General features: G+C 32.6%; 25 protein-coding genes. 13 read left to right on the top strand and 12 right to left on the bottom strand.

Annotated features, from left to right (window positions below; all coding sequences use genetic code 11):
• Window positions 1-42 precede the first annotated feature (42 nt).
• The 7 genes from BLP60_RS02005 to BLP60_RS01975 form a co-directional block, all read right to left on the bottom strand.
• Window positions 43-894 carry an Mrp/NBP35 family ATP-binding protein gene (locus BLP60_RS02005; RefSeq protein WP_092062585.1) on the bottom strand — a complete coding sequence of 284 codons (852 nt, stop codon included), beginning with the start codon at window positions 892-894 and terminating at the stop codon, window positions 43-45.
• Window positions 895-1737 (bottom strand): ATP-binding protein, encoded by an 843-nt coding sequence (locus BLP60_RS02000; protein WP_092062582.1) that lies wholly within the window; start codon window positions 1735-1737, stop codon window positions 895-897.
• Complete coding sequence (locus BLP60_RS01995) at window positions 1734-2096, bottom strand: NifB/NifX family molybdenum-iron cluster-binding protein (RefSeq protein WP_092062579.1); 363 nt, start codon at window positions 2094-2096, stop codon at window positions 1734-1736. Before BLP60_RS01995 ends, BLP60_RS02000 begins: the two co-directional genes overlap by 4 nt.
• Before the next feature lie 85 nt (window positions 2097-2181).
• Window positions 2182-2523: a DUF5320 domain-containing protein gene (locus BLP60_RS01990; protein WP_092062576.1), complete on the bottom strand. Its 342-nt coding sequence runs from the start codon at window positions 2521-2523 to the stop codon at window positions 2182-2184.
• A gap of 21 nt (window positions 2524-2544) precedes the next feature.
• Entirely contained in the window at window positions 2545-3144 is a 600-nt protein-coding gene (locus tag BLP60_RS10640; protein ID WP_143338902.1) for a NifB/NifX family molybdenum-iron cluster-binding protein, read from the bottom strand.
• 127 nt (window positions 3145-3271) lie between these two features.
• Window positions 3272-4615: a sigma-54 interaction domain-containing protein gene (locus tag BLP60_RS01980; protein ID WP_092062573.1), complete on the bottom strand. Its 1344-nt coding sequence runs from the start codon at window positions 4613-4615 to the stop codon at window positions 3272-3274.
• A gap of 83 nt (window positions 4616-4698) precedes the next feature.
• Entirely contained in the window at window positions 4699-5463 is a 765-nt protein-coding gene (locus tag BLP60_RS01975; RefSeq protein WP_092062570.1) for a hypothetical protein, read from the bottom strand.
• Window positions 5464-5582: 119 nt separating this feature from the next.
• Between BLP60_RS01975 and nth the strand changes: the two genes are divergently transcribed.
• Both nth and tgt read left to right on the top strand, forming a co-directional pair.
• Window positions 5583-6209 carry an endonuclease III gene (nth, locus tag BLP60_RS01970; protein WP_092062567.1) on the top strand — a complete coding sequence of 209 codons (627 nt, stop codon included), beginning with the start codon at window positions 5583-5585 and terminating at the stop codon, window positions 6207-6209.
• 62 nt (window positions 6210-6271) lie between these two features.
• Window positions 6272-7369: a tRNA guanosine(34) transglycosylase Tgt gene (gene tgt / locus BLP60_RS01965; protein ID WP_092062564.1), complete on the top strand. Its 1098-nt coding sequence runs from the start codon at window positions 6272-6274 to the stop codon at window positions 7367-7369.
• Here tgt and BLP60_RS01960 read toward each other — a convergent pair.
• Entirely contained in the window at window positions 7366-7665 is a 300-nt protein-coding gene (locus tag BLP60_RS01960; protein ID WP_092062561.1) for an MTH1187 family thiamine-binding protein, read from the bottom strand. The two genes, tgt and BLP60_RS01960, sit on opposite strands and share 4 nt — an antisense overlap.
• A 16-nt stretch (window positions 7666-7681) precedes the next feature.
• On the bottom strand, window positions 7682-9148 hold the full coding sequence (locus BLP60_RS01955) for a DUF4139 domain-containing protein (RefSeq protein WP_092062558.1): 1467 nt from the start codon (window positions 9146-9148) through the stop codon (window positions 7682-7684).
• A 386-nt stretch (window positions 9149-9534) separates the two neighbouring features.
• On the opposite strand from BLP60_RS01955, the gene BLP60_RS01950 reads away from it, so the two are divergent.
• Window positions 9535-10746 carry a mechanosensitive ion channel family protein gene (locus tag BLP60_RS01950; protein ID WP_092062555.1) on the top strand — a complete coding sequence of 404 codons (1212 nt, stop codon included), beginning with the start codon at window positions 9535-9537 and terminating at the stop codon, window positions 10744-10746.
• Here BLP60_RS01950 and BLP60_RS01945 read toward each other — a convergent pair.
• Window positions 10712-11590 carry a DMT family transporter gene (locus BLP60_RS01945; protein WP_092062553.1) on the bottom strand — a complete coding sequence of 293 codons (879 nt, stop codon included), beginning with the start codon at window positions 11588-11590 and terminating at the stop codon, window positions 10712-10714. The two genes, BLP60_RS01950 and BLP60_RS01945, sit on opposite strands and share 35 nt — an antisense overlap.
• A gap of 28 nt (window positions 11591-11618) precedes the next feature.
• Between BLP60_RS01945 and BLP60_RS01940 the strand changes: the two genes are divergently transcribed.
• From BLP60_RS01940 to BLP60_RS01905, 8 genes are all read left to right on the top strand, one after another.
• Window positions 11619-13931 (top strand): cysteine synthase, encoded by a 2313-nt coding sequence (locus BLP60_RS01940; RefSeq protein WP_092062550.1) that lies wholly within the window; start codon window positions 11619-11621, stop codon window positions 13929-13931.
• Between the two features lie 43 nt (window positions 13932-13974).
• On the top strand, window positions 13975-14634 hold the full coding sequence (locus BLP60_RS01935) for a metallophosphoesterase family protein (RefSeq protein WP_092062547.1): 660 nt from the start codon (window positions 13975-13977) through the stop codon (window positions 14632-14634).
• 53 nt (window positions 14635-14687) lie between these two features.
• The gene (xth, locus tag BLP60_RS01930) at window positions 14688-15452 is read left to right on the top strand and encodes an exodeoxyribonuclease III (RefSeq protein WP_092062544.1); all 765 of its coding nucleotides are present in this window, start codon (window positions 14688-14690) and stop codon (window positions 15450-15452) included.
• Between the two features lie 21 nt (window positions 15453-15473).
• The gene (locus BLP60_RS01925; protein ID WP_092062541.1) at window positions 15474-16115 is read left to right on the top strand and encodes a succinate dehydrogenase/fumarate reductase transmembrane subunit; all 642 of its coding nucleotides are present in this window, start codon (window positions 15474-15476) and stop codon (window positions 16113-16115) included.
• A 15-nt stretch (window positions 16116-16130) separates the two neighbouring features.
• Entirely contained in the window at window positions 16131-17981 is a 1851-nt protein-coding gene (locus tag BLP60_RS01920) for a fumarate reductase flavoprotein subunit (RefSeq protein ID WP_092062863.1), read from the top strand.
• An 87-nt stretch (window positions 17982-18068) separates the two neighbouring features.
• Window positions 18069-18818, top strand: coding sequence for a fumarate reductase iron-sulfur subunit (locus BLP60_RS01915; RefSeq protein ID WP_092062538.1), 750 nt, complete (start codon window positions 18069-18071; stop codon window positions 18816-18818).
• Between the two features lie 57 nt (window positions 18819-18875).
• The gene (locus BLP60_RS01910; protein ID WP_092062534.1) at window positions 18876-19712 is read left to right on the top strand and encodes a fumarate hydratase; all 837 of its coding nucleotides are present in this window, start codon (window positions 18876-18878) and stop codon (window positions 19710-19712) included.
• Window positions 19713-20255, top strand: coding sequence for a Fe-S-containing hydro-lyase (locus tag BLP60_RS01905; protein WP_092062531.1), 543 nt, complete (start codon window positions 19713-19715; stop codon window positions 20253-20255). It abuts the gene before it with no gap.
• A 28-nt stretch (window positions 20256-20283) separates the two neighbouring features.
• Here BLP60_RS01905 and BLP60_RS01900 read toward each other — a convergent pair whose 3' ends face one another.
• Both BLP60_RS01900 and acs read right to left on the bottom strand, forming a co-directional pair.
• Window positions 20284-21291 carry a DctP family TRAP transporter solute-binding subunit gene (locus BLP60_RS01900; protein WP_092062528.1) on the bottom strand — a complete coding sequence of 336 codons (1008 nt, stop codon included), beginning with the start codon at window positions 21289-21291 and terminating at the stop codon, window positions 20284-20286.
• 405 nt (window positions 21292-21696) lie between these two features.
• Window positions 21697-23820, bottom strand: a complete 2124-nt coding sequence (gene acs, locus BLP60_RS01895; protein WP_092062525.1) for an acetate--CoA ligase alpha subunit — start codon at window positions 23818-23820, stop codon at window positions 21697-21699.
• Between the two features lie 325 nt (window positions 23821-24145).
• Between acs and BLP60_RS10780 the strand changes: the two genes are divergently transcribed.
• Together BLP60_RS10780 and BLP60_RS01890 are read left to right on the top strand one after the other, a co-directional pair.
• Window positions 24146-24730, top strand: a complete 585-nt coding sequence (locus tag BLP60_RS10780) for an FAD-dependent oxidoreductase (protein WP_200779094.1) — start codon at window positions 24146-24148, stop codon at window positions 24728-24730.
• Between the two features lie 30 nt (window positions 24731-24760).
• Window positions 24761-26155: a CoB--CoM heterodisulfide reductase iron-sulfur subunit A family protein gene (locus BLP60_RS01890; RefSeq protein WP_200779093.1), complete on the top strand. Its 1395-nt coding sequence runs from the start codon at window positions 24761-24763 to the stop codon at window positions 26153-26155.
• Window positions 26156-26158: the final 3 nt, after the last annotated feature.

Here is a 26158-nt window from a genome sequence, read left to right as displayed (position 1 = left end):
GCTTTGTTTTAAAGTTTTTAAATCAAGATAAATAAAAGTTTGTTATAAGGTTAATGCCTCTGCTACTATTTTATTTATCTCTTTTGCAGGTTCACTATCTGGATGAGTTTTTACATATACATAACCTTCTTCTCCTGCTCTTACTATTTCAGGATCCAAAGGGATTTTAGCTAAAAAAGGCACATTAAATTCTTGAGCCAATTGTTGTCCGCCTCCGCTCAAGAATATATCTGTACGTTCTTTGCATTTAGGGCATATAAAACCGCTCATATTTTCTACAATTCCTAGTACAGGGTTGCCTAACTGTTTACAAAAAGTAATGGAACGTCTTACATCATCTATTGCTACTTGCTGAGGAGTAGTAACTACAATACCATAAGCACTAGTGCCTAAAAGTTGCATAACACTTAATGGTTCATCTCCTGTGCCTGGTGGACAATCTACTACTAAAAAATCTAAATCTCCCCAGGCCACATCTCTTAGAAATTGTTTAATTAATCCCATTTTAATAGGACCGCGCCAAATAACAGCTTCTTTTTCTGAAGGGATTAGGAATCCTAAAGACATTACAAATAAATTTTTACTCCACGGCACAGGATCAATATAATTTTCTTCTATATGAGGAGGATTTCCCTTTAAACTAAGTAAACGAGGGATAGAAGGACCATGTACATCTACATCTAAGAGACCAACTTTTTTGCCTTTTAAAGCTAAGCCCACTGCTAAATTTACTGCTATTGTACTTTTTCCAACTCCTCCTTTTCCAGAAAGAATTACTAATTTATGTTTTATTCTAGATAAACTTTTCTTTAATTTTTGTTCTTCTTCTTTTTGGCAAGTTTCTTTGTCACAACTTTCTTTTTGCTCACAAGATTTGCATTCACGGTCTGCCATTTATTGCCTCCTTGCAAGTAACATCGCCTGCTCTAAAAGAGTTTTAAATTCTTTTTTGAATTCGGGAAGATGATTTACAATAGTTTTCCCTTGAGAATAAAGTTCTGCAATTTTTCTGCTGTCAGGTATTTGTAGTAAAATAGGTATACCTTCTTCCTGACAGTAATTCTCTATAATATCTTGTCCTGGTTCTGCCCTGTTAACCACTACTCCAAATGGTATTTTTAATTCTCGAACCGTTTCTACTGCTAATTTAAGATCATTTAATCCAAAAGGAGTGGGTTCAGTTACTAATAAAACAACATCGGCTTTTTTTAGAGTGGCAATTACAGGACAAGAGGTCCCTGGAGGAGCATCTAAGATAGTAATTTTATCCTCTGGAATATGCTTTTTTACTGCCTTAATAAGAGGAGGGGCCATTGGATGTCCGATATTTAATTTGCCCTCTACTAAAGTTATATGTTTATTTTTATATATAGATATCTTGCCAATAGTATGCTCAACTTCACTTAAGGCATTGGTTGGGCATACTTTTATACATCCTCCACAACTATGACATAATTCTGGAAAAATAAGAGGAATTGTTTTAAAAGAAACTATAGCATTAAATTGACATATTTTAGCACACTCTCCGCATTCCTGACATAAATCTTCATCTACTTTAGGAATAGGAACGCTAAAATCTTTTTCTTTTATTTTGTTGCCTTGAATAAAAATATGAGAGTTTGGCTCTTCCACATCACAATCCAAAAGAAAAACATCTTGTTCTATGGTTTGAGCCAAATTTACCGCCACAGTGGTTTTCCCAGTACCACCTTTTCCTGATGCAATGGCTAAGATCATGCCCAATGCCCCTCTACGTTTGCGTCGTTTAAAGGACTAACTTCATTATTTAAGAATTTGTCTATTGCCTCTTGTACAGTGTTTGCCTGCACAGTATAGACCTTTATATTAGCGTGAGATAAAACTTGAAAAGCTTTTGGCCCGCAATTGGCAGTTAGAACCACATCTACTTTTTCTGCAGCTACATTTTGAGCTGTTTGTACGCCTGCACCCTGCATAGCATTCAAATTTTGAGTGTTATCAATGGTTTTAAATTTTTTAGTTTCTGTATCGTAAATAATAAATTTAGCTGCTCTGCCAAAACGTTGATCAAATGCTGCTTCTAAATTATCACCTGAAGTTGGAATAGCTATTTTCATTTGTATCTCCTTTTAAAAATTTTGTTTTAAATTAAAGTACAACGGGGACTTTTTGTCCCCGTTGATACAAGGAGGGTTAGAGAGCCTATTTTTGAGCCTCTAAAGATTCTAATCGTTTTTTGATAGCCTCTAACTCTTGTTCTAATACCTTTGCTTCCTGTTCCAGATATTCTTTTTCATTGCTGGGGGCTGTTTCTGGAACTTGCCCAACACCCCAAAAACGGGCTCTAAAACCAAATCCTGGCCCCCACCATCCAAAACCACGCCTAAAACCAAAACCCCTACCAAATCCACGGCCAAAGCCTCGGCCAAACCCATATCCTCTTCCTTTTACATATCCTGGGCTATCATAGCCGCTGCAAAAACCAAGACCACGTCCTGTTCTTGGGCCATTGCCCAAAGGTCCTGTTCTATCTCCCCAAGGCATAACACACCTCCCTTTTTAATTTTATTCTCTAGTTAAAACCGTCCCACATTTAGGACATTTTTTTTCAAAGCATGGAACACCTCTTAAGTGTGGCTCTTTATAGCCACATTGAGGGCAAATACACATACCATCTTGTCTTCCTCTCATGGGCCCTCCTGCTCTACATTTTCCGCTTCCAGCGCCCATGCCTCTACCTGTACCTCGGCCTCCGCCTACTCCTCTTCCTCCACCTTGTCCTGGCATAAACCACCTCTCTTGTTGTCGTTTTAAGCATCCTGGCATGGCAAAGATTGCGCTGCCAATTAACTTGTTTTCCAAAAAAGCTCTTTTTACTTCATTGATATGGCCAGATATAAAAGGAATAACTTCTATCTTCCGAGCCTGTAAAAATTCCCATACTGAGCGAGAAATAGCTCCACATACCACTGTATCTAATCCAAGTAATTCCAGTTCTTTGATTTTTTGCCATATCAGTGGAGTATTTATGGTTGCTACACATTCCCTGATAATAGAATCATTTTCTATTTCTACTATCTCTAGAGTTTTGGCCACATCAAAAACTGGCGCAATCCTATTTTGCCATACTGTAAATCCTACTTTCATCGCTACTTTAGTAAGCATATTTGATGCCAAATTTTATTTTTTCTTAACATACTGAAATTAAATAATTTTTAGAATTGTAGAGATAAAGAGTTTAAAATTTGAGTAGCTAAAATGATACTTTTAGGTAGTATTAGTAGCTTTTTTGCTACTTTGTGGGGTGGTAAGGAATATTAAATTTTTTTAATTTCCTAAAAAGAGTTGTCTTGTGTATACCTAGTTCCTTGGCTGTGGCTATTTTATTATAATTGTGTTTTTTAAGAGTTTTGAGGATAAGTTCTTTTTCAATTTGTTCCTTGTTTTGTTTTAGGTTTTGTTGTTTAATTTTAATTTTTGGGGCAAGGCTTAAAATTTCCTCTGGTAGGTGTTGGGTATTTATTTCTCCTTTAGGGCATAGAATAAAAGCTCTTTCAATGACATTTTCTAACTCTCTTATGTTCCCAGGCCAGTGATAAGCTAAAAGCAAAGATATGGCTTCTGCAGAGATACCTGTGATAGGTTTTTGTTCTAATTTTTTATAGCGTTGGATAAAGTGTTCTATTAAAAGAGGAATATCTTCTTTTCTTTCTCTTAAAGGAGGGAGTTCCAAACGAATAACATTTAAGCGATAATAAAGATCTTCTCTAAATTCTTTTTTCTCTACCATTTCTTTAAGATTTCTATTAGTGGCTGCTAAAATTCTTACATCTATTTTTTTAGAAGAAGTGCTTCCTAAGGGTTCAATGGTTTTGTCTTGAAGTACGCGAAGGAGTTTAACTTGAATAGAGAGTGGCATTTCTGCAACTTCATCTAAAAATAGAGTTCCTTTATGGGCCAGGACAAAGCGGCCTAGTTTATCTTTTGTTGCTCCTGTAAATGCACCTTTTTTGTATCCAAACAATTCTGCTTCTAAAAGATTTTCTGGTAATGCTCCACAGTTTATAGCCACAAAGGGTTGTTTTTGACGAGGGCTTAGTTGGTGAATAGTTCGTGCTATTAATTCTTTGCCTGTACCTGTTTCTCCGAGGATAAGCACAGTACTAGAGCTTTCTGCTATAGCAGGAAGGATTTCAAAAATTTGTTGCATTTTAGGAGAACGACTAATTAGATTACCAACTCGATAGCGACCTTGAAGTTCTTGGCGCAGGCTTTCAAGTTCACTTAGATCTCGAAAGGTTTCTGCTCCTCCTATAATATTTCCTTTTTCATCTTTTAAAACCGCAGTAGATACACTTATAGGAATTTTGTTTCCCTCAAAATCAATTATGTACCCAGACTTTCCAATTATGGGTTTTCCTGTTTTAAGAGTTTGTCTTAAGGCACATTCTGTTTCACACATATTAGAGCGAAAAACCTCTGCGCAGAGACGTCCTAAGGCATCTTGTTTTTTTATACCTGTAATTTCTTCAGCAGCTCTGTTAAAGTAAGTAATTCTCCAATTTTTATCTACTGTAAACACTCCATCTGAAATACTTTCTAATATGGATTCTGCATCTAATAATATTTTTTTCACAGCACAGCTTCCTTTTTGAGTAAAATATAAGAATAAGATTATTAACGCTGTTTGACAAGCTGGTAGAATGTTATTTTAAAATATTATTTTATGCGTATAAATACTGTTTTTACTGGAATTCCATATGAGGTGTTAATTATAACTAATTTATTACCATTATCAGTTAAATAATATTTTTGTATTACTTTATCTCCAATTTTTATACCCAATCCACCAGTAGGGCAATTATGCCTAGTCATTGTCATAGTGAATTGATCTGCTTGGATTGAGTTTATTTTTAAATAATTATAACAAATTGGTGCTATAGAATAATAATCATATTCAGTTATAACAGTATATGCTGGAGTATTATTTACTAATTCGTCTCCTGTGTATGTGGCAACTCTATTCCATATTCCACATAAAGGATGAGAACATAATGGCTTACCGTAAATTTTTTCAATAGAATGAAATTTTGAAAAATATCGCCTAGTGTAAATTTTTTTTATTATTCTATTATTTTTATTTGTTTTTAATATAAGATTTCCTTTACTATTAATATAGTATGTATAAACTATTTTTTCACCTTTTTTAATTTTATAACAAGATGACATATTTATTTTTAAGTATATATTATTTTTTTTAACTCTTATTTTACCACTAAATGAACAATTTTTTATTTTTGAGTTTGTAAATAACTCGATATAGTCCTTTTTAGTAATAAATAATAAAGATTTTTCTTTACTTACTAGTTTTTTATTTATATACGTTGCTTTTCTTTCCCATATTCCTATATAGGGTTTATTTTGTGCTAGCAATAAAGATGGGTACAAAATAATAATTATTAAGTTAATGATGAATAGTCTCATTTTATCTCCTCCTATTTGTTAGGAATTTATAAAAATTGTTATTTAATTTAATTTTTTTTTCAACTAGAATAATTAAATTTAAGATATTTTTTAATTTAAAGTTAAAAAAGGAGGCAATTATGGATAAACAACAGATAGCAAGGAAAGTTTTAGAAAGGTTAAAAAAGCGATATCAGTTAAAAACAGCTTTAACGTGGAAGAATGCTTGGGAATTATTGGTAGCAACTGTTTTAGCAGCTCAGTGCACTGATGAAAGAGTAAATAAAGTAACTCCTGTTTTTTTTGAAAAATGGCCAGATCCCAGTAAATTAGCAAATGCTGAAATAGAGGAAGTGGAAAAAGTTATACGGTCTACTGGTTTTTTTAGGAATAAGGCAAGGAATTTGGTTAATACAGCTAAAATATTAATAGAAAAATATAATGGACAAGTGCCAAAAACTATGGAAGAACTCGTTTCCCTACCAGGTGTGGCACGAAAAACAGCAAATATAGTATTGGGGAATGCGTTTGGGATTCAGGAAGGGATTGCAGTAGATACTCATGTAAAACGTCTTGCTTTTAGGATTGGCTTAACTAAAAACACTACACCTAATAAAGTTGAGCAAGATTTAATGAAAATTTTTCCTAAAAAAGAGTGGAGCAATGTAAATCACTTACTTGTTTATTTAGGAAGAGAAGTATGTAAGGCAAGAAAGCCAAATTGTGAAAAGTGCCCTTTAAATGATATTTGCGAAAAAAATATTTAAATAGAAAGGTTTGGGAGATTTTTGTAAGCTTTTGAATAATAAAAAATTAGGAATTAGGATTTATGAGTTTTAAATTAGTGGCTAAGGATAAACAGGCTAGGGCAGGTGTACTAAGAACTGCGCATGGAGAGATCAACACACCTATATTTATGCCAGTAGGAACTCAAGCCAGTGTAAAGAGTTTATCTCCTAATGATTTAATAGAGGCAAAAGCTCAGATTATTTTAGGCAATACTTATCATTTATATTTAAGGCCAGGTGATGAGTTAATTAGAGATTTAGGCGGTCTTCATAACTTTATGTCTTGGCCTAAGCCAATTCTTACTGATTCTGGAGGATTTCAGGTTTTTAGTTTAGCCAAGTTGCGTAAACTCACTAGAGATGGTGTGGAATTTTCTTCTCATATAGATGGCTCAAAACATTTTTTTACTCCTGAAAAGGTGATGCAGATTCAAAAAAATCTTGGTTCAGATATAATGATGGTGTTAGATGAGTGTGTACCATATGGTGCAGATTATGACTACACGCGGTCTTCTGTAGGAATTACTACATATTGGGCAAAGAGATGTAGGGAATTTTATCCTTCTGGAAAACAGTTACTTTTTGGTATTGTTCAAGGAGGTTTTTTTAAGGATTTACGGGAAGAAAGTGCTAGGCAAATTACTAATATACCTTTTGATGGGTATGCTATAGGAGGACTTAGTGTTGGAGAGCCAAAAGCTCAAATGATAGAGTTTCTTTATTTTACTGCTCCTTTATTGCCAGAAGATAAGCCTCGTTACCTTATGGGAGTAGGAAAACCGTTGGATATTTTAGAAGGTATTCGAGCTGGTGTGGATATGTTTGACTGTGTCTTACCCACAAGAAATGCTAGGAATGGGACCCTTTATACCTCTAAAGGAAAAATTAATATCAAAAGAGAAGAATATAAAAGAGATCTTTCTCCTCTTGATCCAGAATGTAATTGCTATACTTGTAGAAACTTTTCTAAGGCCTATCTAAGACATCTGTACACTTCTAGAGAACTTTTAGCTTATAGATTAAATACTCTTCATAATATTACTTATTTTCTTAATTTGGTTAATCAAGCTAGAGCTTCTATTTTTAATGGTACATTTGAAAATTTTTATAATCATATAAAATCAATATATACTTGTTAATCATGTAGTTTGTCTTCAACAGATTTAATTTTTTGCTTTAATGCATTCTTTCTATTTTTTCTAAAATCTATTTTTAACGTTAGATAAATACGATTACATTCTGGTTCAAGAGCTTTAAAACATTTAGATACAATATTCATTATATCATCAAATTCTCCTTCTATACAGGTTCCCATAGGGGTTAATTGGTGTTCTAGATTGCTTTGCTGGATAATTTTTAATACCTTGGCTACATATTCACTTACACTTTCTCCTTTATCTAAAGGGAAAATAGCCAATTCTGCTAATGTACTCATAGTTTTACCTCTTTTTTTATCTTCCCATGTCTAGATTTAAATTTAATGGGAATGAAATAGTGTATTCATAATGTAATATTTTTTCTTCTTGAGGCTGTAAAACAAATTTCCAACTAATTTTATTATCTTTTATTATAGGTTTAATATTATAATCTAATTTTATTTTAACATTTTTTTCTTCACTTTGAAGTTTAGCATCTTCTACTTCGATATTCACAGGCATTTTTTTTAAGTTTTGAATTTTTAATTCATAAATATAAGTATATATTTTTTCTTTTTTAAATATTCCTTTATTTCCATATTCTTTGTGAAAATAAAATTTTGTTTTTATTTCTGGATCATTGCCAAAATATATTTTCAAGTTTTTATCCCAAAGAGAAAATGAGGTTTTTCCTATAAAAGTATCATCTAAAAATAATTTAGCCTTACCTGGAGGTAGTTTTAAACTATGCTTTAAAGAAGCTTTGCTTTGAAGAAAGGCTTTTGGAGAAATATAAGGCCTAATAATATAAGAATAGTTGGCATTAGTCGTAAGTTGTTTTAATGTGATATATTTTTCCCCACCTGTTTTTAATGATAGTTTGCCAAGATAGTATTCGTCAAAAAAGTTTCTCTGTTTTTGGATAGGGAGATTGATATTAGCTTTATCTGCTTCCATTTTTCCAAAGATATCGCTCGGTGCTTTTAATGCTGCCTTTCTATAAAAAATTTCTTTTTGACGAATGATCCAGGGACTAAGAGGTAGGGGTTTTAATTGTTTAGAGAAATGTCCACTTACTAATATAATAGAGGCATTATCCCAATTACTTCCAGTTTTCTGCCATATTTTAGCTTTTTGTTTTATTTTTATCTTTTTTTTCATTGGCAATGCATATAAACTATAAGAGCTAGTCCATCCTGCACTGCTATCAAAATATGAGTACCTGATAATTCCCTTTCTTTTGGTTTTTATTTTTATTAACCATTCTTTATCTTTTTTAGCCGCAATATTTTCTATTTTCTTTTTTATTTTTTCTATTTTCTTTTTTATTTCTTTTAATTTTAACTCTAATTGCAAAATATTAAATTTAGCGAGAGTGAAGTTTTTTAGAATTAATTTATTAAAATTAACAAGATTTTTAAAGCCAATGTCTTTTCTTTCAGCCTGAGTTTTCCAAAACATTAAAGAATTTTCTTGGGATATGATATTGGATTTAATTTTTTGCTTTTCTAATATAAGTTTTTTTAATTGTTGTTTTAATTTTTCTATAGATTTTGGAGTTTTTTCTCTAAGATGATAAGAAAAATTTTCTATATCAGAAGAAAATGTCAATGTTTCTGGTTGGGCTGAGCCAGGAAGCACTAATTCAAATTCAGAGTTATTTGTAATTGCACTAGAGATAATTTCTGCTCCCTTTGGATATAAATATATTTTCTCTATTTTTGCCAAACTTAGAGAACTACAAAGTAGTAAGCAGATTGTAAAAATTACTTTTTTTTTCATAATATCCTCTTATTCTTTATTATTTTTTGATTTTGTTAGTATTTTTTCGTCTTGCCACTCTCCTTCATAGTCGAGATTTGACCATGATTTTCGCTAGAGAAAAGAAAATTCTTATCTCATCTTAAAATAGCTTCTTAGTTTTTATCAAGAGGTTGTGGTTTAGGCAAGTAGAGAAAAAGCACAATCTAATTATATTTTTTAAGTTATTAACTATATAAAGCTATGCTTGGAAGATTTTAGAATTTTTATTATTTTCTTTAACTTGCTAAACCAGAAGGAATATTTTACAAAAAAGATATAGGTGTTTTTTATTTTGATCTTAAAATTTTTTGGCAAAGAAGGGAAAAAAATTTAAATAATAATGTATATTTTGAAGAGAGGGCAGTATGGAATTTTTAGGGTTAAATATATGGATTAGATTTGCATTGTTTTTATTTGCCATTTTTTTTAGTTATTGGATATCAAAAATAGTTATTTTAAGTTTATTTAAAAAGATCTTACAAAAAACTAAAAGTAAAAGAGATGATCTTATTCTTAAAAATAAATTACTTCATGCTTTAGTCCTCCTTATACCAGGTATTTTATTATATTATTTTGTCAATTTATTTCCTAGATTTGAATATTATGGACAAAAGATAGCTTTTATATATTTAACATGTGTATTTGTTTTAATTTTATCTAGATTCCTCAATTTTTGTAATGATCTTTATAATACATTTGAAATATCAAAGAATAGGCCAATTAAAGGATATATTCAATTAATTAAGATTTTTATTTATATAATAGGGTCTATATTTATTATTTCTTATTTACTAGATAAATCTCCTTGGGGTATATTGAGTGGAATTGGTGCATTGACCGCAGTTGTGTTAATAATTTTTAGAGATACTATTTTATCTTTTGTGGCAAGTTTACAAATTAACTCTTACGGATTGCTTAGAGTTGGAGATTGGATAGAGATGCCTTCATTTGGAGTTGATGGAGATGTAATAGATATATCTCTTCATGTTGTTAAGGTGCAAAATTTTGATAAGACGATTATTACTGTTCCTACCCATAAATTTTTAGATAATTCTTTTAAAAATTGGCGGGGTATGTATGAAGTTGGGGCAAGAAGGATTAAGCGCTCTATTTTAATAGACCAGTCTAGTGTTAGATTTCTATCTCCTGAGGAAGTAAATAGGTTAAAAAAAATTAAGTTAATAGAAGGATATTTAAGAAAGAAAGAGGAGGAGTTGGCTAAGGCTAATGCAGAAAACAAAGATAGAATTGTGCTAAATGGGAGATATTTAACTAATTTAGGTACATATAGAGCTTATGTTGTTAACTATTTGCAACGTCACCCTAGGGTAGTTAAGAATTTAACTTTTTTGGTAAGACACTTGCAACCAGAGGCAAGTAAAGGGTTGCCTCTGGAAATATATTGTTTTGTAGATGAAACTCGGTGGGCAGAATATGAGAGGTTACAAGCAGATATATTTGACCATCTTTTAGCAGCATTGCCTTTTTTTGGTTTAAGGGCTTATCAACGTAATGCGCTTGTGGATAAGCGAGATGAAGTAGCTAAAGCTTTTGAGTGGCCTGGTTTTGATAAATAAGTCCTGCTAAAATAAAAATTAGGCCTATATAGGTGGAAAAGAGAATTTTTTCTCCTACTAAAAAATGAATGAAAATTAAGGATAAAAAAGGTGATAAATAAATTAAATTGCTTACTTGGGCAGTATTTTGGGCGTATTTAAGTGCTTTTAGCCATAAAATAAAGGTTATTCCCATCTCAAATAGTCCTACATAAAAAGCACCAAGAAATCCTTTTAAATTAAAGGTAGGAGATGTTTTTGTTAATAAAAAATAAATGGATATATAAATACTACCAAATAAAAAATTATAAAATAGACGAAGAGAAGGATTTAGGGTGTCTTTAGTATTAAATATCCAATAAAGAGCCCAAAGAATAGTGCTAAATAAAGCCAAACCTACTCCTAAAGGATTTGTAAAATGAAGGGAAAAAATATGTCCGTGAGTAGAAATTATTAACACTCCAAAATAACTCAATAAAATAGCTCCTAACTGATGAAAGGATATTTTTTGTTTTAATAGAGGAATAGATAAAAGGCTTAAAGTAATACCCCAAGTATAGTTTAAGGGTTGAGCTTCTTGAGCTGGAAGTAAATCATAAGCTTTAAATAAAACTAAATAATAACAGAATGGATTAATAAAACCAAGCCAAGCAGACTTGAATATTTCTTTTTTTAGAATAAAAATAAAACCTTTGGTATTGAGATAAGCAGAAGCAAAAAGCACACAAGTAGAAGTTAGGCAGGAATAAAATAGCAACTCAAGAGGTGAAATATAAACAAGGGTTAGTTTAAATGCTGAGGCCACAGTGGACCAAATAAAAACAGTTAATAATCCAAAAAGATAAGCTTTTTTAGGATTAGACATTTATTTCTCCAAAAGGAAAGTAAGAAAAGTGTATAACCAAAATCAAATTCAAGTGCAAACTCTTCTAGATCTTATAGGAAATACTCCTTTAATAGAAATAAAAAAGGTTTGGTTTAAAAGTGGTGTGAGAATTTTGGCAAAATTAGAGGCGTTTAATCCTGGTGGATCTATTAAAGATAGGGCTGCTTTGGCAATGGTTGAAGCTGCAGAGTCTAGTGGCTTAATTACTTCTGATAAAGTTATTATTGAAGCAACAAGTGGTAATACGGGTATTGGCTTGGCAATGGTTTGTGCAGTAAAAGGATACAGATTAATGCTTATAATGCCTGAGTCTGCTTCTGAGGAAAGAAAACGTATTTTACAGGCTTATGGAGCAAAGTTAGTTCTTACGCCAGCTCATTTAGGTACAGATGGGGCAATAGAAGAAGCTTATAGATTAGCAAGGGAATATCCAAATAAGTATATTCTTATGGATCAATATAACAACCAGGCTTGTGTAGAAGCTCATTATAAACACACTGGAAGCGAAATTTGGCAACAGACAGGGGGAAAGATTACTCATTTTGTAGGATGTTTAGGCACTTCTGGAACTGTAATGGGAGTAACAAAATATCTAAAAGAAGTTGATTCCCAAATAAAATGCATAGCTGTTGAACCAGGACTTAGACATAAAATTCAAGGTCTTAAGAATATGCAAGAATCATATCCTCCAGGTATTTATAATCCTGATTTAGTTGATGAGATTTTAAGAGTAGAGGATGAAGAGGCTTTTGAACTGTGTCGTAGGTTAGCTAGAGAAGAAGGTTTATTGGTTGGTATGAGTTCAGGGGCTGCCTTAGCTGGGGCTATTAAAGTTGCTAAAAGAATAGAAAATGGAATAATAGTAACTATTTTTCCAGATAGTGGTGAACGTTATTTAAGTACTTCTCTATTTTTATCTCCAGAGAAGAGGGGAATTGAATTTGTTGGACTAGATGGTAAGAAAGTTTTGCTATGTCCTCAAGATAATGCTTTTAATTTTTTTACTTTTGGGCCCACTTTAGATGATTTAAAGAATTTAAGTGCCTGGAGAAGAATTGTTTTTTTAGAAGTTTTAGCAAGGTATTTTCAGCATATAGGAATTGAAAGTATAGTAATAGTAGGGATTTCGGATTTTGATGATAGAACTTTAAATTATTGTCGTTTGAAAAAGGTTAGCAGAGAGGATCTTATTAGAGAAAGTAAAAAAGAATTGGCTAAGGTATGCCAAAAATTTGGTCTTCAAAAAATAGAATTTGCGTTTTTTTCAGAGCGTATAGAAATAGCTTTAGAGATTTGTACAGATCTTTTAACTAAAGGTAAGGCTTATGAAAAATTAAGATCTGTGTATTTTGATGTGCGAAGACAAGATAATTATGGATATCTTGGTTTGAAAGATATTCAATTAAGGCCAAAGCAGGATATAATAAAAGGACGGTATTTAAAAGATAACCCTGAAGATTTTACTTTATTAAAAAGAGCAAGTTTGCAAGATCTAAAAGAAGGTGAAGTTTTGAATACAAAATGGGGTAAAGTGCGTCCTTCTTGGTATTTACAACAAGCAAGTATTTTATCTTCTCTTCAAAAACCAGTCCAGATGGTAGTGGCAGGAGAAGGACAAGTTTTTCCTCATCTAGATAACTTGATCTCTTTATTAAAAAATAAAAATAAAGAGCTGCCTAAAGCATGGGGAGTTGTTTTAGGTGTTAAAGATGAAGTTGATTTGGATATTTTTTCTTTAAGTGAAGATAAATTAAAGGTTCTTAAAGGTTGGTTAGTTTCTTCCTCTATTCAAAAGCGACAAAAATTGACTTTAGAAAGTTTAAAAATGTGGCAAAAAAACTATCAAAAAATATCTGATTTGTGGTTTAAATTAAATGTATTACCTTTTAAAGATGGTGATTTGTGTTCAGAGATTGAAGGATTGATTTTGAAAATTAAAGGAGATTTGAGACAGTTATTTGAAAGTGGTTTTAAAATTCATTTATTTTGGTCTAATCTGTTTAATTTTATTAAACAAGTCAATTATATTTTAAATAATAATCAGCTTACAAAAGAAGATGTAAGTAGCATTAAAAATATTTTACAAGAATTAAACAAAATTTTTGATTTATTTGAAGAGGAGCGCATTAGTTTTGATGATAATCCTCCAGAAAAGATAAAAGAATTATTATTAGAAAGAAAGCAAGCTAGAGTGAATAAGAATTTTGCTTTAAGTGATAAGTTAAGAGAAAAAATAGAAGATTTTGGTTATAAAGTCGTGGATATGGGAACTGAGACGGTAGTTTTATTGCATCGTAAAAAGAATGGGTTAAATGAATAATATTAATTTAATTCCAAAATTATAGATTTATTGAGGAGGAAATATGGGAAGTAAGTTATGGATTGGATTTGGCGATATTCATGAGGATTTTGAGCAAGTTTTTAATCTTCCTAATTTAAAGGAATCTTCTGGTATTCTAATATCAGGAGATATTACTAATAAAGGGAATAAAGAAAAAGTTTACAATTTTTTTCAGAAACTAAAAGAAAATAACCCTAAAATTTTTGCTCAAATTGGGAATATGGATAGTTTTGAGATAGAGGAAGTATTAGATGATTTAGGTATAAATACTCATTTAAGGGTTATAGAGTTAGATTCAGGAATTTTCTTAGCAGGAGTAGGTTATTCTACGTTTACGCCTTTTAATACTCCTTCAGAAGTTTCTGAGGATGCAATGGCAAAATGGTTAAAACAATTGAAATTAGAAGCAAAAAATAAAAAACATCTTATTTTTATGTCTCATACTCCACCTTTAGATACTAAGTGTGATGTAGTGTTAGGTGGCTCTCATGTTGGAAGCAAATCTGTTCGAGAATTTATTGAGGAAGTGCAGCCAGATATTTGTCTTACAGGTCATATCCATGAGTCTAAGGCAATAGATGAAATTGGTAAGACGCTTATAGTAAATCCCGGGCCTGTTGGTGATGGGGGTTATGTAAAGATATTTTTTAGAGATGGAAGGTTAGAGTTAGAATTGCATTAAAATATAAATTCGTTTAGAGAGTTTTTGAATAAATAGGTTAGGATAAATTAGAAATGATTTTATATTCTTGGAATGTTAATGGATTTCGAGCTATCTTAAAGAAAGGTTTTTGGGACTGGTTTTATAAAAGAAAGGCAGATATTGTTTGTTTGCAAGAAACCAAAGTACATCCAGATCAGCTTTCTTTAGAAGAAAAGAAACCTAAAGATTATTATGCTATTTGGAACCCTTCAAAAATTAAAAAAGGATATTCTGGTGTAGTTTGTTTTTGTAAAAAAGAACCATGTGCTTATTTTTTGGGTTTTCCTGATGAAGCTTTCAAGGGTGAGGGAAGGTTAATTACCTTAGAGTATGATAATTTTTATCTATTAAATATTTATTTTCCAAATGGTCAAATGAGCGAGGATAGACTAAAATTTAAATTAGGATATTATGAACATTTTTTAAAGTATTGTGAAGAATTGAGAAAGAGTAAGCCGATTATAGCTTGTGGAGACTTTAATACAGCTCATCGAGAAATAGACTTGAAAAATCCTAAACAAAATGAGAAAAGGTCTGGGTTTTTACCAGTGGAGAGAAAATGGTTAGATAGATTTGTTGAGAGTGGATATGTTGATACTTTTCGGCTATTTGTCCAAGAAGGAGGGCATTATACCTGGTGGGACTATAGATTTAAGGCAAGAGAAAGAAATGCTGGATGGCGTATAGATTATTTTTTTGTGTCAATGGAGTTAAAGGACAAGGTTAAGAGAGCTTGGATTGAAAGTGATGTTTATGGCTCTGACCATTGTCCTATTGGTTTAGAGTTAGAAATTTAAAAATACTTTGATGGAGGTTTTATGAAGGCATCCAATGTAGTGAGCTTAAATGTTTCTAAAGCCCCTGCATATATGGACTGGTCTCAGGCCATAAGTGGGGTTATTTTGTCGTTATTTATGTTATGTCATACTTTATTTATTTTTAGTGTTGTGTTTGGAGCAAAGGTTTTTAATAAAGTGGCTTTATTTTTTGAGGATACTGGCTTAGCTCAGACAGGTGGAGTTATTTTAGCGTTGATTTTTCTAGTTCATTTTATTTTAGCAGCTAGAAAAATACCATTTTCTTTTAAAGAACAGCAAACTGTATGGAAACATGCTAAGATGCTTAAACACCAGGACACATGGCTGTGGTTAGTGCAAGTATTTACAGGAATGAGTATTTTACTTTTAGGAAGTATTCATCTTTGGGTAATTTTAAATGATTTACCAATTACTGCTTTGAAGTCAAAACTTTTAATTCAAAGTGGTTTATGGCTTTACTTTAATATTTTATTTTTATTGTGTATAGCTTTGCATCTAGGAATTGGTCTTTATAGAGTGGGAGCTAAATGGGGATTTGTAACAAGAGCCAATAGGTCTAAAATCAAGAAAATTGTTTTTGGTTTAATTGGGGCTTTGATAGTATTAGATGTGATTAGTTTAATTAGATTTTATTTTGTATAAAAAGGGGAGATTATGGTGGATGTAATTTATACAGACTTGTTATGTATAGGTGCAGGGTTGGCAGGAGAAAGAGTAGCAGTAGAAGCTGCTGATGCAGGTTTTAAGACAATTTGTTTGAGTATAGTTCCTGCCAGAAGATCCCATTCTTCTGCAGCCCAAGGAGGTATGCAGGCTGCCTTGGGTAATTGTGTTAAAGGAGAGGGAGATAATCCTGAAATACATTTTGAAGACACTGTAAAAGGCTCAGACTGGGGATGTGATCAGGAGGTTGCCAAACTTTTTGCTGAAACAGCTCCAATTGCTATTAGACAATTGGCTTATTGGGGAGTTCCTTGGAATAGAGTAGTTGCTGGGAAATCTTTTTATTATAAAGGTGGTAAAAAATTTGAAAAAGAAGAAAAAAAAGAAAAAGAGGGTTTAATTACTGCCCGTGATTTTGGTGGAACTGCAAAATGGAGAGCTTGTTATTGTTCTGATGGAACAGGACATGCTATGTTATATACAATGGATAGCGTGGCTGTTAGTAAGGGAGTTGAAGTTCATGATAGAAGTGAGGCGATTTCATTAATTCATGATGGAGAAAATTGTTTAGGAGCTGTGGTTAGATGTTTGAGGACAGGAAAATTAAGAGTGTATCTTGCCAAAGCCACTCTTATTGCTACTGGAGGATTTGGAAGAATTTATAGAGCTTCTACTAATGCAGTTATAAATGAAGGTGGAGGATTGATTATTGCGTTAGATACAGGTCTTGTTCCTTTGGGTAACATGGAGGCTGTGCAATTTCATCCTACAGGTATTGTTCCAGGAGATATTTTAGTTACTGAAGGGTGTAGAGGAGATGGAGGAACTTTATTAGATGTGAATGAAGAAAGGTTTATGCATATTTATGAGCCTGAGAAGGCAGAACTAGCCTCAAGAGATGTTGTATCTAGAAGAATGATAGAGCATATTAGAAAAGGACTTGGAGTGAAAAGTCCTTATGGCGAACATTTGTGGTTAGATATTCGGCATCTTGGAGAGGCCCATATTACTACTAAGCTTAGAGAAGTTTATGATATTTGTATGAATTTTTTAGGTATAAATCCAATTCACGAGCTAATTCCTGTAAGACCTACTCAACATTACAGTATGGGAGGTATTAGAACCAATAAGTTTGGTGAAGCATATGGATTAAAAGGATTATTTTCTGCTGGAGAGGCCTCTTGTTGGGATATGCATGGGTTTAATAGACTGGGTGGAAATTCTTTGGCAGAAACTGTTGTTGCGGGAATGATAGTTGGGAAAAGGATCGTTGAATTTTTGCAAAATGCAGAAGTTAATTTTAAGTCTAATTTAGTAGAATTAGAAGTAAAAAAACAGGAAGAGAGAATAAAACGCCTTATCTCTGGCAGTGGTAAGGAAAATGTCTATAAAGTTCGAGGTGCGATGCAAGATATTCTTATGGATTATGTTGGTATTTTTAGAAATGAAAAGGATTTACAAACAGCTGTGGATAAACTGCAAGAAGTTTTAGAAAGAGCAAAAAATGTAAAACTTAGATCTAATGGAATTGGAGCCAATGCAGAACTTACTTTGGCTACCAAAATAGAAGGAATGGTTAAGCTTGCTTTGTGTGTAGCGTATGGAGCTTTGGAAAGAAAAGAAAGTAGAGGTAGCCATGCCAGAGAAGATTATCCTTATAGGAATGATCGAGATTGGTGGGTGAGAACCCTCGCTTATTTTGAAGAAGGTAAAACCTTGCCCACTTTAAAATATGAACCTGCTACAAAAGAAGTTATTTTACCTCCTGGTGATAGAGGATATGGAGGAGCAAAGATAATTCCTTATGATTATCCAAAGGATAAGCCTTTGCCAGAAGAAGAGTAAAAAATATTTGAGTAGTGGGGAAAAGGTGTAATTTTAGTAATGTGAAAAATAGGTGAAAAAGTATAAAATAATTTAAGAGGTAGCAAGATGGCAAGAATTTTACAGTTTAATATATTTCGATATAATCCAAATGATCCTGATTCAAAACCTCATCTACAGAGTTTTTATTTAGATGAGACTCCAAATTTAAATTTATTTATAGCATTAAATAGAATTAGAGAGGAACAAGATCCTTCTTTGATGTTTGATTTTTGTTGTAGAGCAGCTATTTGTGGTGCTTGTGCCATGGTTATAAATGGAAAACCTGGTTTAGCATGTAAGACAAAGACTAAAGACTTGCCAGAGCAGATTAATTTATTGCCTTTACCAGGATTTAAACTAGTAGGAGATCTTTCAGTAGATACAGGAACATGGTTTAGAGCTATGAATGAAAGGATTGAGGCTTGGGTTCACTCAACTAAAGAATTTGATCCTAGTGCAGAAGAAGAAAGGATGGACAATGCTTTAGCAGAACAAATTTATGAATTGGATAGGTGTATTGAATGTGGATGTTGTATTGCTGCATGTGCTACTGCTCAAATGAGACCAGACTTTTTAGGCGCAGTTGCTTTAAACAGAATTGCAAGATTTATTTTAGACCCTAGAGATGAACGAACAGATAAAGATTATTTTGAAATTGTTGGTTCAGATCAAGGTATTTTTGGATGCATGGGGCTTTTAGCTTGTGAAGATGTATGCCCTAAAAATATTCCACTGCAAGATCAATTAGGGTATTTGCGACGTAAAATGGGAATTGCTGCTGTTAAAAATTATTTATCATGGAGAAAAAAGAAATAAAATGTTTTAAGTGACGATGTGGGATATTGGTGAAAAAGAAGTTAAGAGGGAGTATGTATGCGGACTTTAAAGATGATAACGATTGAGGAGGCTGTTGCCAAATTAGTGGTAGAAGCCAATATTTATTTGCCTCAGGATGTTAAAAATGCTTTAAATAATGCCTTTGAGCAAGAGAGCAGTGAGGCAGGTAAAGAAGTTTTGAGACAGCTAATTGAAAATTATAAATTAGCAGAAAAAACAAAGTTACCTCTTTGTCAAGATACAGGTTTAGCTGTATTTTTTGTAGAATTGGGACAAGATTTAAAGATAGAGGGAAATTTAATAGAGGCAATCAATCGGGGAGTGAGAAAAGGATATGAAGAAGGTTTTTTAAGAAAATCTGCTTGTGATCCATTTACTAGAAAAAATACAGGAGATAATACTCCTGCTCTTATTCATATAGAATTAGTTTCTGGAGATAAATTAAAGTTGAATTTTATGGCTAAAGGTGGTGGGAGTGAAAATATGTCTAGAGCCACTATGCTCACTCCTGCTCAAGGTTTTAATGGGATAAAAGAATTTGTCTTAAAAAGAGTGGCAGAGGCAGGTCCAAATCCTTGTCCTCCAATAATTGTAGGAATTGGCATAGGCGGAACATTTGATTATGCTCCAATTTTGGCTAAAAAAGCTCTTTTTAGAAGCTTAGATGATGTTAATCCAGATTCTGATTTAGCAGAAAAAGAACAAGAACTTTTAGAGGCTATAAATGATTTAGGTATAGGTCCTATGGGGCTTGGAGGCAAAACTACTTGCTTGGGTGTGAAAATAGAAAAGCATCCTTGTCATATAGCTTCATTACCCGTGGCCGTGAATATTCAGTGCCATTCTGCTAGACACAAGGAGGTAATATTGTAAATGAGTGAATATAAATTACAAACTCCTCTTACTGAGGAAGATATTTTAAAGTTAAGGTCAGGAGATAAGGTCTTGCTGTCTGGGTTGGTTTATACTGCTAGAGATGCAGCTCATAAGAGACTGTTTCAGGCTTTGGAAAAAGGAGAAAAATTACCTTTTCCTATTGAAGGAGCTGTTATTTATTATGTTGGTCCTAGTCCTGCACCTCCAGGACGGCCTATAGGTTCTGCTGGACCTACTACTAGTTATAGAATGGATACTTATGCTCCTAAACTTTATGAACTTGGTTTAAAAGCAACTATAGGTAAGGGAAAAAGAAATGAGGCGGTAAAAGATGCTTTGAAAACATATAAAGGGGTATATTTTGGGGCAACAGGAGGAGCAGGGGCTTTGTTATCTCAATGTATAAAACAAGCAAAAGTGATTGCTTATGAGGATTTAGGGCCTGAAGCTATCAGAGTACTTCAAGTTCAAGATTTTCCCCTATTGGTGATTAATGATGCTTTTGGGGGTGAATTATATGCTAAGCCAAACTATAAATAAAAAAGGCGGCTTTTAAAAGCCGCCTTTTTTATTTCATTTTTAAAGCTGCGTCTATATATTTTTTGCCAATTGATTGATAAAATTTTGGATAAATCTGAGTCATTATTTTTTTCCATTTAGCTTTTTCTTGTTGGTTTAAAGTTATAATTTCTAAGCCAGGGATCTTTTGCACTTTATGAAAGAACTCTTGATTAGTTTTATAGGCTATACTTCTTTCATAGGCAGTAGCAAGTCTTACACATTCTAAGAATATATTTCTTAAATCTGAAGGTAAGCTATTTAAAAATTTTGGACTTGTGATTAATACATAACCAAGATATCCATGATAGGTTACAGTAATATATTTTTGGACTTCATAAAATTTTTTAGAATAAAAATTACTCCATGTATTTTCAAAGCCATCTACTTTTCCAGTCTTGAGTGCATCATAAACTTTTGAAAATGGCATAGGAATAGGGATAGCTCCTGCAACTTCAAATTGAGCCTTTAATACTTCAGAGGGCATTATTCTAAATTTTAACCCAGCTAAATCCGAGGGAGTGCGAATGGGTTTTTTATTATTAAATATACATTTGAATCCATTACTCCAATAGGCTAGACCAATAATACCTTCTTTTTTTAAAAAACTTAAAATTTCCTTTCCATATGCACTGTCTTCAAATTTATTTACATGTTGCTGAGATTCAAACAAAAAAGGTAAGTCAAAAAGTTGAATTTGAGGTACTTTTTTGGGAAATTTGGAAAAAGAAGGACATGCTAATTGAATGGCATTTCTTTTAATACCTTCTACTGCTCTGGCATCATTGTAGCCTTTTTTAGACATATTTTCAAAAACTTTTACAATAAATCGACCATTTGACTTTTCTTCTAAGAGTTTTTTTAAATAGTCTGCTGCCATTCCTTTGGGTGTATTTTTTGGCAATATGTGAACAAAATTGATTAAAAATTTTTGTCCGTAAGAAATGGACGCAAAATTTAAGCATATACTAAAAATAAGTATTATGAAGAAAAATTTTTTCTTTATCATATTTATCATAATATTTTCTCCTTAATTTTTGACTATAAAATAGGGGAAATAATTTTTCTCAAGACTAAAACATTTTCCTTTATGGAGAAAATTTTTAAAATTGTCAATATGAGGTGTTAGGAGAAAAATAATTTTCTTTAATATAATAAATGCTATGAACCTTTTTAATTTGAAAAGACTTATTTGTGAATAAAGATACTGAACTTGATATGTAAAAATATGTTAATAGTATTTTTTTACCACATATAGAATTTTTTTTACAAAATTTAGAATTAATTTAACTTTATGTATTAGGTAATTTAATCTTTTGTTAATATTTATTGTGTAATCTATATTGCTATCTTTTGTAGGTAAAATTTTTACAAATAAAGGAAAATTAATTTTTATTAAAAAGAAGATACATACTGATCATTTTTAATTTTTTTTATTATTATTTGCGGAGATAATTAATCTTACATCCGCTACTAAGGCTTCTTTATCATTAACTAATACAGGATTAAATTCGGCTTCAAATACCTCAGGGAGATCTAAAGATAATTGGGACATTATTAAGATGATATCTTCTATTGCTTTAAAATTTACAGGAGGCTCTCCTCTAAATCCTTTTAAAAGGAGATAGGATTTAATTTGTCTGATCATATTTTGGGCATCATCTCTAGTTAAAGGAGCAAGACCAAAAGATATGTCTTTCAAAACTTCTACATAAATTCCTCCGAGGCCAAACATAATTAAGGGGCCAAATTGGTCGTCTCGTTTAAATCCAACAATCACTTCTTTACATCCTTTGGGTGCCATTTTTTGCACTAAACATCCTGTTATATGAGCTTCTGGGCGTAACCTTTGGGCTCTGGAGGTTATTTCTAAGAAGGCATTTTTTACTTCTTTAGGAGAGTTTAAATTGATAATAACTCCTTTTACATCTGTTTTATGAGAAATGCTTGGAGAAGCTATTTTAAGAACTACAGGGAATCCTATTTCTTCTGCAATATGCATTGCTTCATCACTAGATCTTGCTAATTTGGTTTTAGGATGTGGTAGGTTGTAGGCTTGTAATATTTTTAGGGCTTGAAACTCTACAATTTCTCTTTGTTTTGTGACAATAGCTTCGTTTATTACTTTTTTAGCTAACTCTAAATTTCTCTTAGGAATTTCTATTTTTATTTCACCTTTTTTTGTCCATTCCCAGTGTTTATACATAGTTTCTAAAGATCTGATAGCTGGTTCAGGAAATAAATAACAGGGAATATTGTTGTCTAAAAGTATTTTTTGTCCTTTTTTAACATGATGTTTTCCCATAAATACACAGAATATGGGTTTAGGGATATTCTTACATTTTTTTACAATTCCTTTGGCAAGTTCTGTTATTTGAGGAGCAATGGCAGAAGTTGGGCTTAGAAGAACTAAAATAGCATGGGTATTGGGATCATCAACAATAACGTCAATTGTGTCTAAATAGCGCTTGGCATCTGCATCTCCTATGATATCTATGGGATTGTATAAGGCTGCATAGCCTGGCAGTATTTGTTTCAGTTTTTGAATTGTTTCTGCAGAAAGCCTTGTCATTTGAAGTTTAGAATTTTCGCATATGTCTGCTGCCATTATTCCTGGTCCGCCTGAATTGGTAATGATAGTGAGATTAGGTCCTTGAGGGAGGGGTTGAGTTGAAAACGCAAGAGCAAGATTAAAAAGGGTTTCTACATCAAACACTCTAATAATTCCAGCCTTAGAAAACGCAGTAGAATAGGCTTTATCTGAACCAGCAATTGCTCCTGTATGGGAGGAAGCTGCTCTTGCTCCTGCTGCTGTTCTTCCAGATTTTATGAGGAGTATTGGTTTGTTTCTAGTGACTTTTTTTGCCGTTTGAATAAATTTTTCTCCGGAGCATACATTTTCAATATAACCCAAGATAACTTTTGTTTTTGGATCTTTTCCCAAGTATTCAATCATGTCAGTTTCATCTAAAATGGCCTTATTGCCAAGACTGATAAATTTTGAAAACCCAATATTTTCTCCCAAAGCCCAATCCAAGATTGCTACACATAATGCTCCAGATTGAGAAAAAAAGCTGATATTACCTTTATTGGGAATACCTGTAGCAAAAGTTGTATTTAAATTAGCGTGGGTATTAATAAGTCCCAGACAATTTGGCCCTAAAAGAGCGATATTATACTTTTTAGCTATTTCTATTAATTTTTGTTCTTGGTGATATCCTTTACCTCCAATTTCTTTAAAACCTGCAGAGATGACAATAACAGCCTTGACTCCTTTTTCCCCTAACTCTTCTACAGATTTTACAGCTAGTCCTCTAGGAACAGTGATAACAGCTAAGTCTATTTTTTTAGGTAGGGATTTAATGTCTGAAAAAACTGGCAATCCTAAGATAGTTTTTGCTTTAGGATTTACAGGATAAATTTCACCTTTAAAATTCATTTCTTGAAGATTTTGTAACACAATGTGTCCAATTTTTTCAGGATGAGATGATGCTCCAATAATAGCAATACTTTTAGGAGAAAATAGATATTCAAGGTTTTGTTTCATAACTCTATACCCTTTATTATTATTAAAAATTAATTTCTAAAAATATTATAACATACCTCTAAATAGAGTCCAAATATTTTTTTTAGAATCCTTTAAATTGTTGTAAGAAAAAAGGTAAAATAGTGTTACTGGAGATAAGCTATATAAGTATTGAGAAAAATCAAGATTAGATAAGAAATTTTTTTATTTTTAAGAATAATCCTTTGACAAATATATTTTTTTTCGATTATAAGCCGAACTGAAAAATGAGTTAATTCTGGTGGTTTTTGAGATTAGGGCGAGGGCCTTAATCTTTTATGTTTGCCAAAAAGTTAAGGAGGTAGCGATGGCAAAGGTAGGAGTTTACGTATGTTATTGCGGCACCAACATCGCGGGTGTTATAGATGTTGAGGCCGTACGGGATTTTGCTGAGAGTTTGCCTGATGTTGCAGTAGCAAGAACTAATCTTTTTATGTGTTCTGATGCTGGTCAGGAAGTAATTAAAAAAGACATTAGAGAAGGATTGGTAGACAGGGTTGTAGTAGCTGCTTGTACTCCCAGAACTCATGAACCTATTTTTAGAGCTGCTGTGGAAGCTGCTGGTCTGAATAGGTATTTATTTGAGATGGCCAATATTCGTGACCAAGGCAGTTGGGTTCACCCTCATGAGCCAGAAGCTGCTACAGAAAAGGCTAAAAAATTAGTTGCTTCTGCAGTCGCTAAAGCTGCTCGTTTAGAACCATTGGAAGAAAAATATGTAGATGTAAAACAAGCTGCTTTGGTAATTGGCGGTGGTATTGCTGGAATGTCTTCTGCTTTAGAGTTGGCAGAAATGGGATATAAAGTATATTTAGTAGAAAAAAATCCATCTATTGGTGGGGTTATGGCTCAACTTGACAAGACATTCCCTACCAATGACTGTTCTGCGTGAATACTCACTCCTAAGATGTCCCAGGTTGGGATGCACAAAAATATCGAACTTCTTACTTATTCTGAAGTAGAAGATGTAGAGGGTTCTATTGGTGATTTTAGAGTAAAAATCCGTAAAAAACAGACTTATGTAGATTGGGATAAATGTACAGGTTGTGGTGCTTGTGCTGAAGTTTGTCCTGTTAAGGTTCCTGATGAATTTAATTGTGGTTTAGGTACAAGAGGCGCTGCTTATATTATGTTTCCTCAAGCAGTCCCAAAGAAGGCTGTTATTGATATAGATAATTGTCGTAATTGTGATGGGCGTAAATATGGTGAAGAACCAAGAATTAGTAAAAAAACAGGCAAGCCAATTTTAGCTCCATGTCAGAAAGCATGTCAGGCAGAAGCAATTGACAGAAGTTTAAACTTAGATCCAGAGGGCGAAATATTAGAAGTTGAGGTTGGTTCTATTGTGGTAGCAACTGGATTTAAGGTTATGGAAAAAGATCATTTTAAAGAATTTGCTCCTAAAAATCCAAATGTTATCACAGCGCTTCAACTTGAAAGAATTATGTCTAGTATAGGTCATACTGGTGGAAAGTTGTTACGTCCTTCTGATAATGAAAAGCCTCATACTATTACCTTTATTTCTTGTGTAGGTTCTAGAGATGAAAAATTTCATACCTATTGTTCTGGAATTTGTTGTATGTATATGATTAAACAAGCTCGTTTAATTAAAGATAAATATCCAGATATTAATATTAATATGCATTTTATTGATGTGAGAACTCCTGGTAAGGGCTATGATGAATATTATGTTGGCGCAAGGAAAATGGGTATTAACATTTTTAAAGGAAAAGTTGGTGGCTTAGAAGTATTGCCAGGAGATAAATTAAGGGTGTTAGCTTATGATATGGAACAATGTACACCTATTGAATATGAATCTGATTTAGTTGTTTTGGCTACAGCTATTGAAATGCCTGAAGGTGCAGAAGAGTTAGCTCAAAAATTAGGACTTCAATTTTGTGGTAGTCATTTTTATAGAGAACTTCATCCAAAACTTGGTCCTGTTGAAACTGCTGTTAGCGGAGTTTTTGTTGCTGGTTGTTGTCAAGGGCCAAAAGATATTCCAGCTACAGTAGCTCAGGCCAAGGGTGCTGCGGCAGTAGCAGCTGTGCCATTAGCTCAAGGTAAAGTTAAGATTGAACCTCTTATTTCTGAAATCAATCCTGATAAATGTAGTGGATGTGGTATTTGTGTTCCTCTTTGTCCGTATGGAGCTATTTCTATGCAGGAATGGGGAGAAACTTTGAGAGCAGAAATTAATTATAGCTTGTGTAAGGGGTGTGGAGTTTGTACCTCTGCATGTCCATCTCAGGCAATAACGCTTCATGGTTTTACTGATGAAGAAATTTTTGCTCAGATAGATGCTTTAACAGCGTAGGAG

The organism is Desulfonauticus submarinus, assembly GCF_900104045.1.
Lineage (GTDB): Bacteria > Desulfobacterota > Desulfovibrionia > Desulfovibrionales > Desulfonatronovibrionaceae > Desulfonauticus > Desulfonauticus submarinus.
This window is presented reverse-complemented; position numbering and strand designations above follow the sequence as displayed.

What these genes read in the sequence shown, in the direction of transcription:
- BLP60_RS02005 (WP_092062585.1), bottom strand. Translation starts at nt 894, where the DNA reads ATGGCAGACCGTGAATGCAAATCTTGTGAGCAAAAAGAAAGTTGTGAC.
- BLP60_RS02000 (WP_092062582.1), bottom strand. Translation starts at nt 1,737, where the DNA reads ATGATCTTAGCCATTGCATCAGGAAAAGGTGGTACTGGGAAAACCACT.
- BLP60_RS01995 (WP_092062579.1), bottom strand. Translation starts at nt 2,096, where the DNA reads ATGAAAATAGCTATTCCAACTTCAGGTGATAATTTAGAAGCAGCATTT.
- BLP60_RS01990 (WP_092062576.1), bottom strand. Translation starts at nt 2,523, where the DNA reads ATGCCTTGGGGAGATAGAACAGGACCTTTGGGCAATGGCCCAAGAACA.
- BLP60_RS10640 (WP_143338902.1), bottom strand. Translation starts at nt 3,144, where the DNA reads ATGCTTACTAAAGTAGCGATGAAAGTAGGATTTACAGTATGGCAAAAT.
- BLP60_RS01975 (WP_092062570.1), bottom strand. Translation starts at nt 5,463, where the DNA reads ATGAGACTATTCATCATTAACTTAATAATTATTATTTTGTACCCATCT.
- nth (WP_092062567.1), top strand. Translation starts at nt 5,583, where the DNA reads ATGGATAAACAACAGATAGCAAGGAAAGTTTTAGAAAGGTTAAAAAAG.
- tgt (WP_092062564.1), top strand. Translation starts at nt 6,272, where the DNA reads ATGAGTTTTAAATTAGTGGCTAAGGATAAACAGGCTAGGGCAGGTGTA.
- BLP60_RS01960 (WP_092062561.1), bottom strand. Translation starts at nt 7,665, where the DNA reads ATGAGTACATTAGCAGAATTGGCTATTTTCCCTTTAGATAAAGGAGAA.
- BLP60_RS01955 (WP_092062558.1), bottom strand. Translation starts at nt 9,148, where the DNA reads ATGAAAAAAAAAGTAATTTTTACAATCTGCTTACTACTTTGTAGTTCT.
- BLP60_RS01950 (WP_092062555.1), top strand. Translation starts at nt 9,535, where the DNA reads ATGGAATTTTTAGGGTTAAATATATGGATTAGATTTGCATTGTTTTTA.
- BLP60_RS01945 (WP_092062553.1), bottom strand. Translation starts at nt 11,590, where the DNA reads ATGTCTAATCCTAAAAAAGCTTATCTTTTTGGATTATTAACTGTTTTT.
- BLP60_RS01935 (WP_092062547.1), top strand. Translation starts at nt 13,975, where the DNA reads ATGGGAAGTAAGTTATGGATTGGATTTGGCGATATTCATGAGGATTTT.
- xth (WP_092062544.1), top strand. Translation starts at nt 14,688, where the DNA reads ATGATTTTATATTCTTGGAATGTTAATGGATTTCGAGCTATCTTAAAG.
- BLP60_RS01925 (WP_092062541.1), top strand. Translation starts at nt 15,474, where the DNA reads ATGAAGGCATCCAATGTAGTGAGCTTAAATGTTTCTAAAGCCCCTGCA.
- BLP60_RS01915 (WP_092062538.1), top strand. Translation starts at nt 18,069, where the DNA reads ATGGCAAGAATTTTACAGTTTAATATATTTCGATATAATCCAAATGAT.
- BLP60_RS01910 (WP_092062534.1), top strand. Translation starts at nt 18,876, where the DNA reads ATGCGGACTTTAAAGATGATAACGATTGAGGAGGCTGTTGCCAAATTA.
- BLP60_RS01905 (WP_092062531.1), top strand. Translation starts at nt 19,713, where the DNA reads ATGAGTGAATATAAATTACAAACTCCTCTTACTGAGGAAGATATTTTA.
- BLP60_RS01900 (WP_092062528.1), bottom strand. Translation starts at nt 21,291, where the DNA reads ATGATAAATATGATAAAGAAAAAATTTTTCTTCATAATACTTATTTTT.
- acs (WP_092062525.1), bottom strand. Translation starts at nt 23,820, where the DNA reads ATGAAACAAAACCTTGAATATCTATTTTCTCCTAAAAGTATTGCTATT.
- BLP60_RS10780 (WP_200779094.1), top strand. Translation starts at nt 24,146, where the DNA reads ATGGCAAAGGTAGGAGTTTACGTATGTTATTGCGGCACCAACATCGCG.
- BLP60_RS01890 (WP_200779093.1), top strand. Translation starts at nt 24,761, where the DNA reads ATGCACAAAAATATCGAACTTCTTACTTATTCTGAAGTAGAAGATGTA.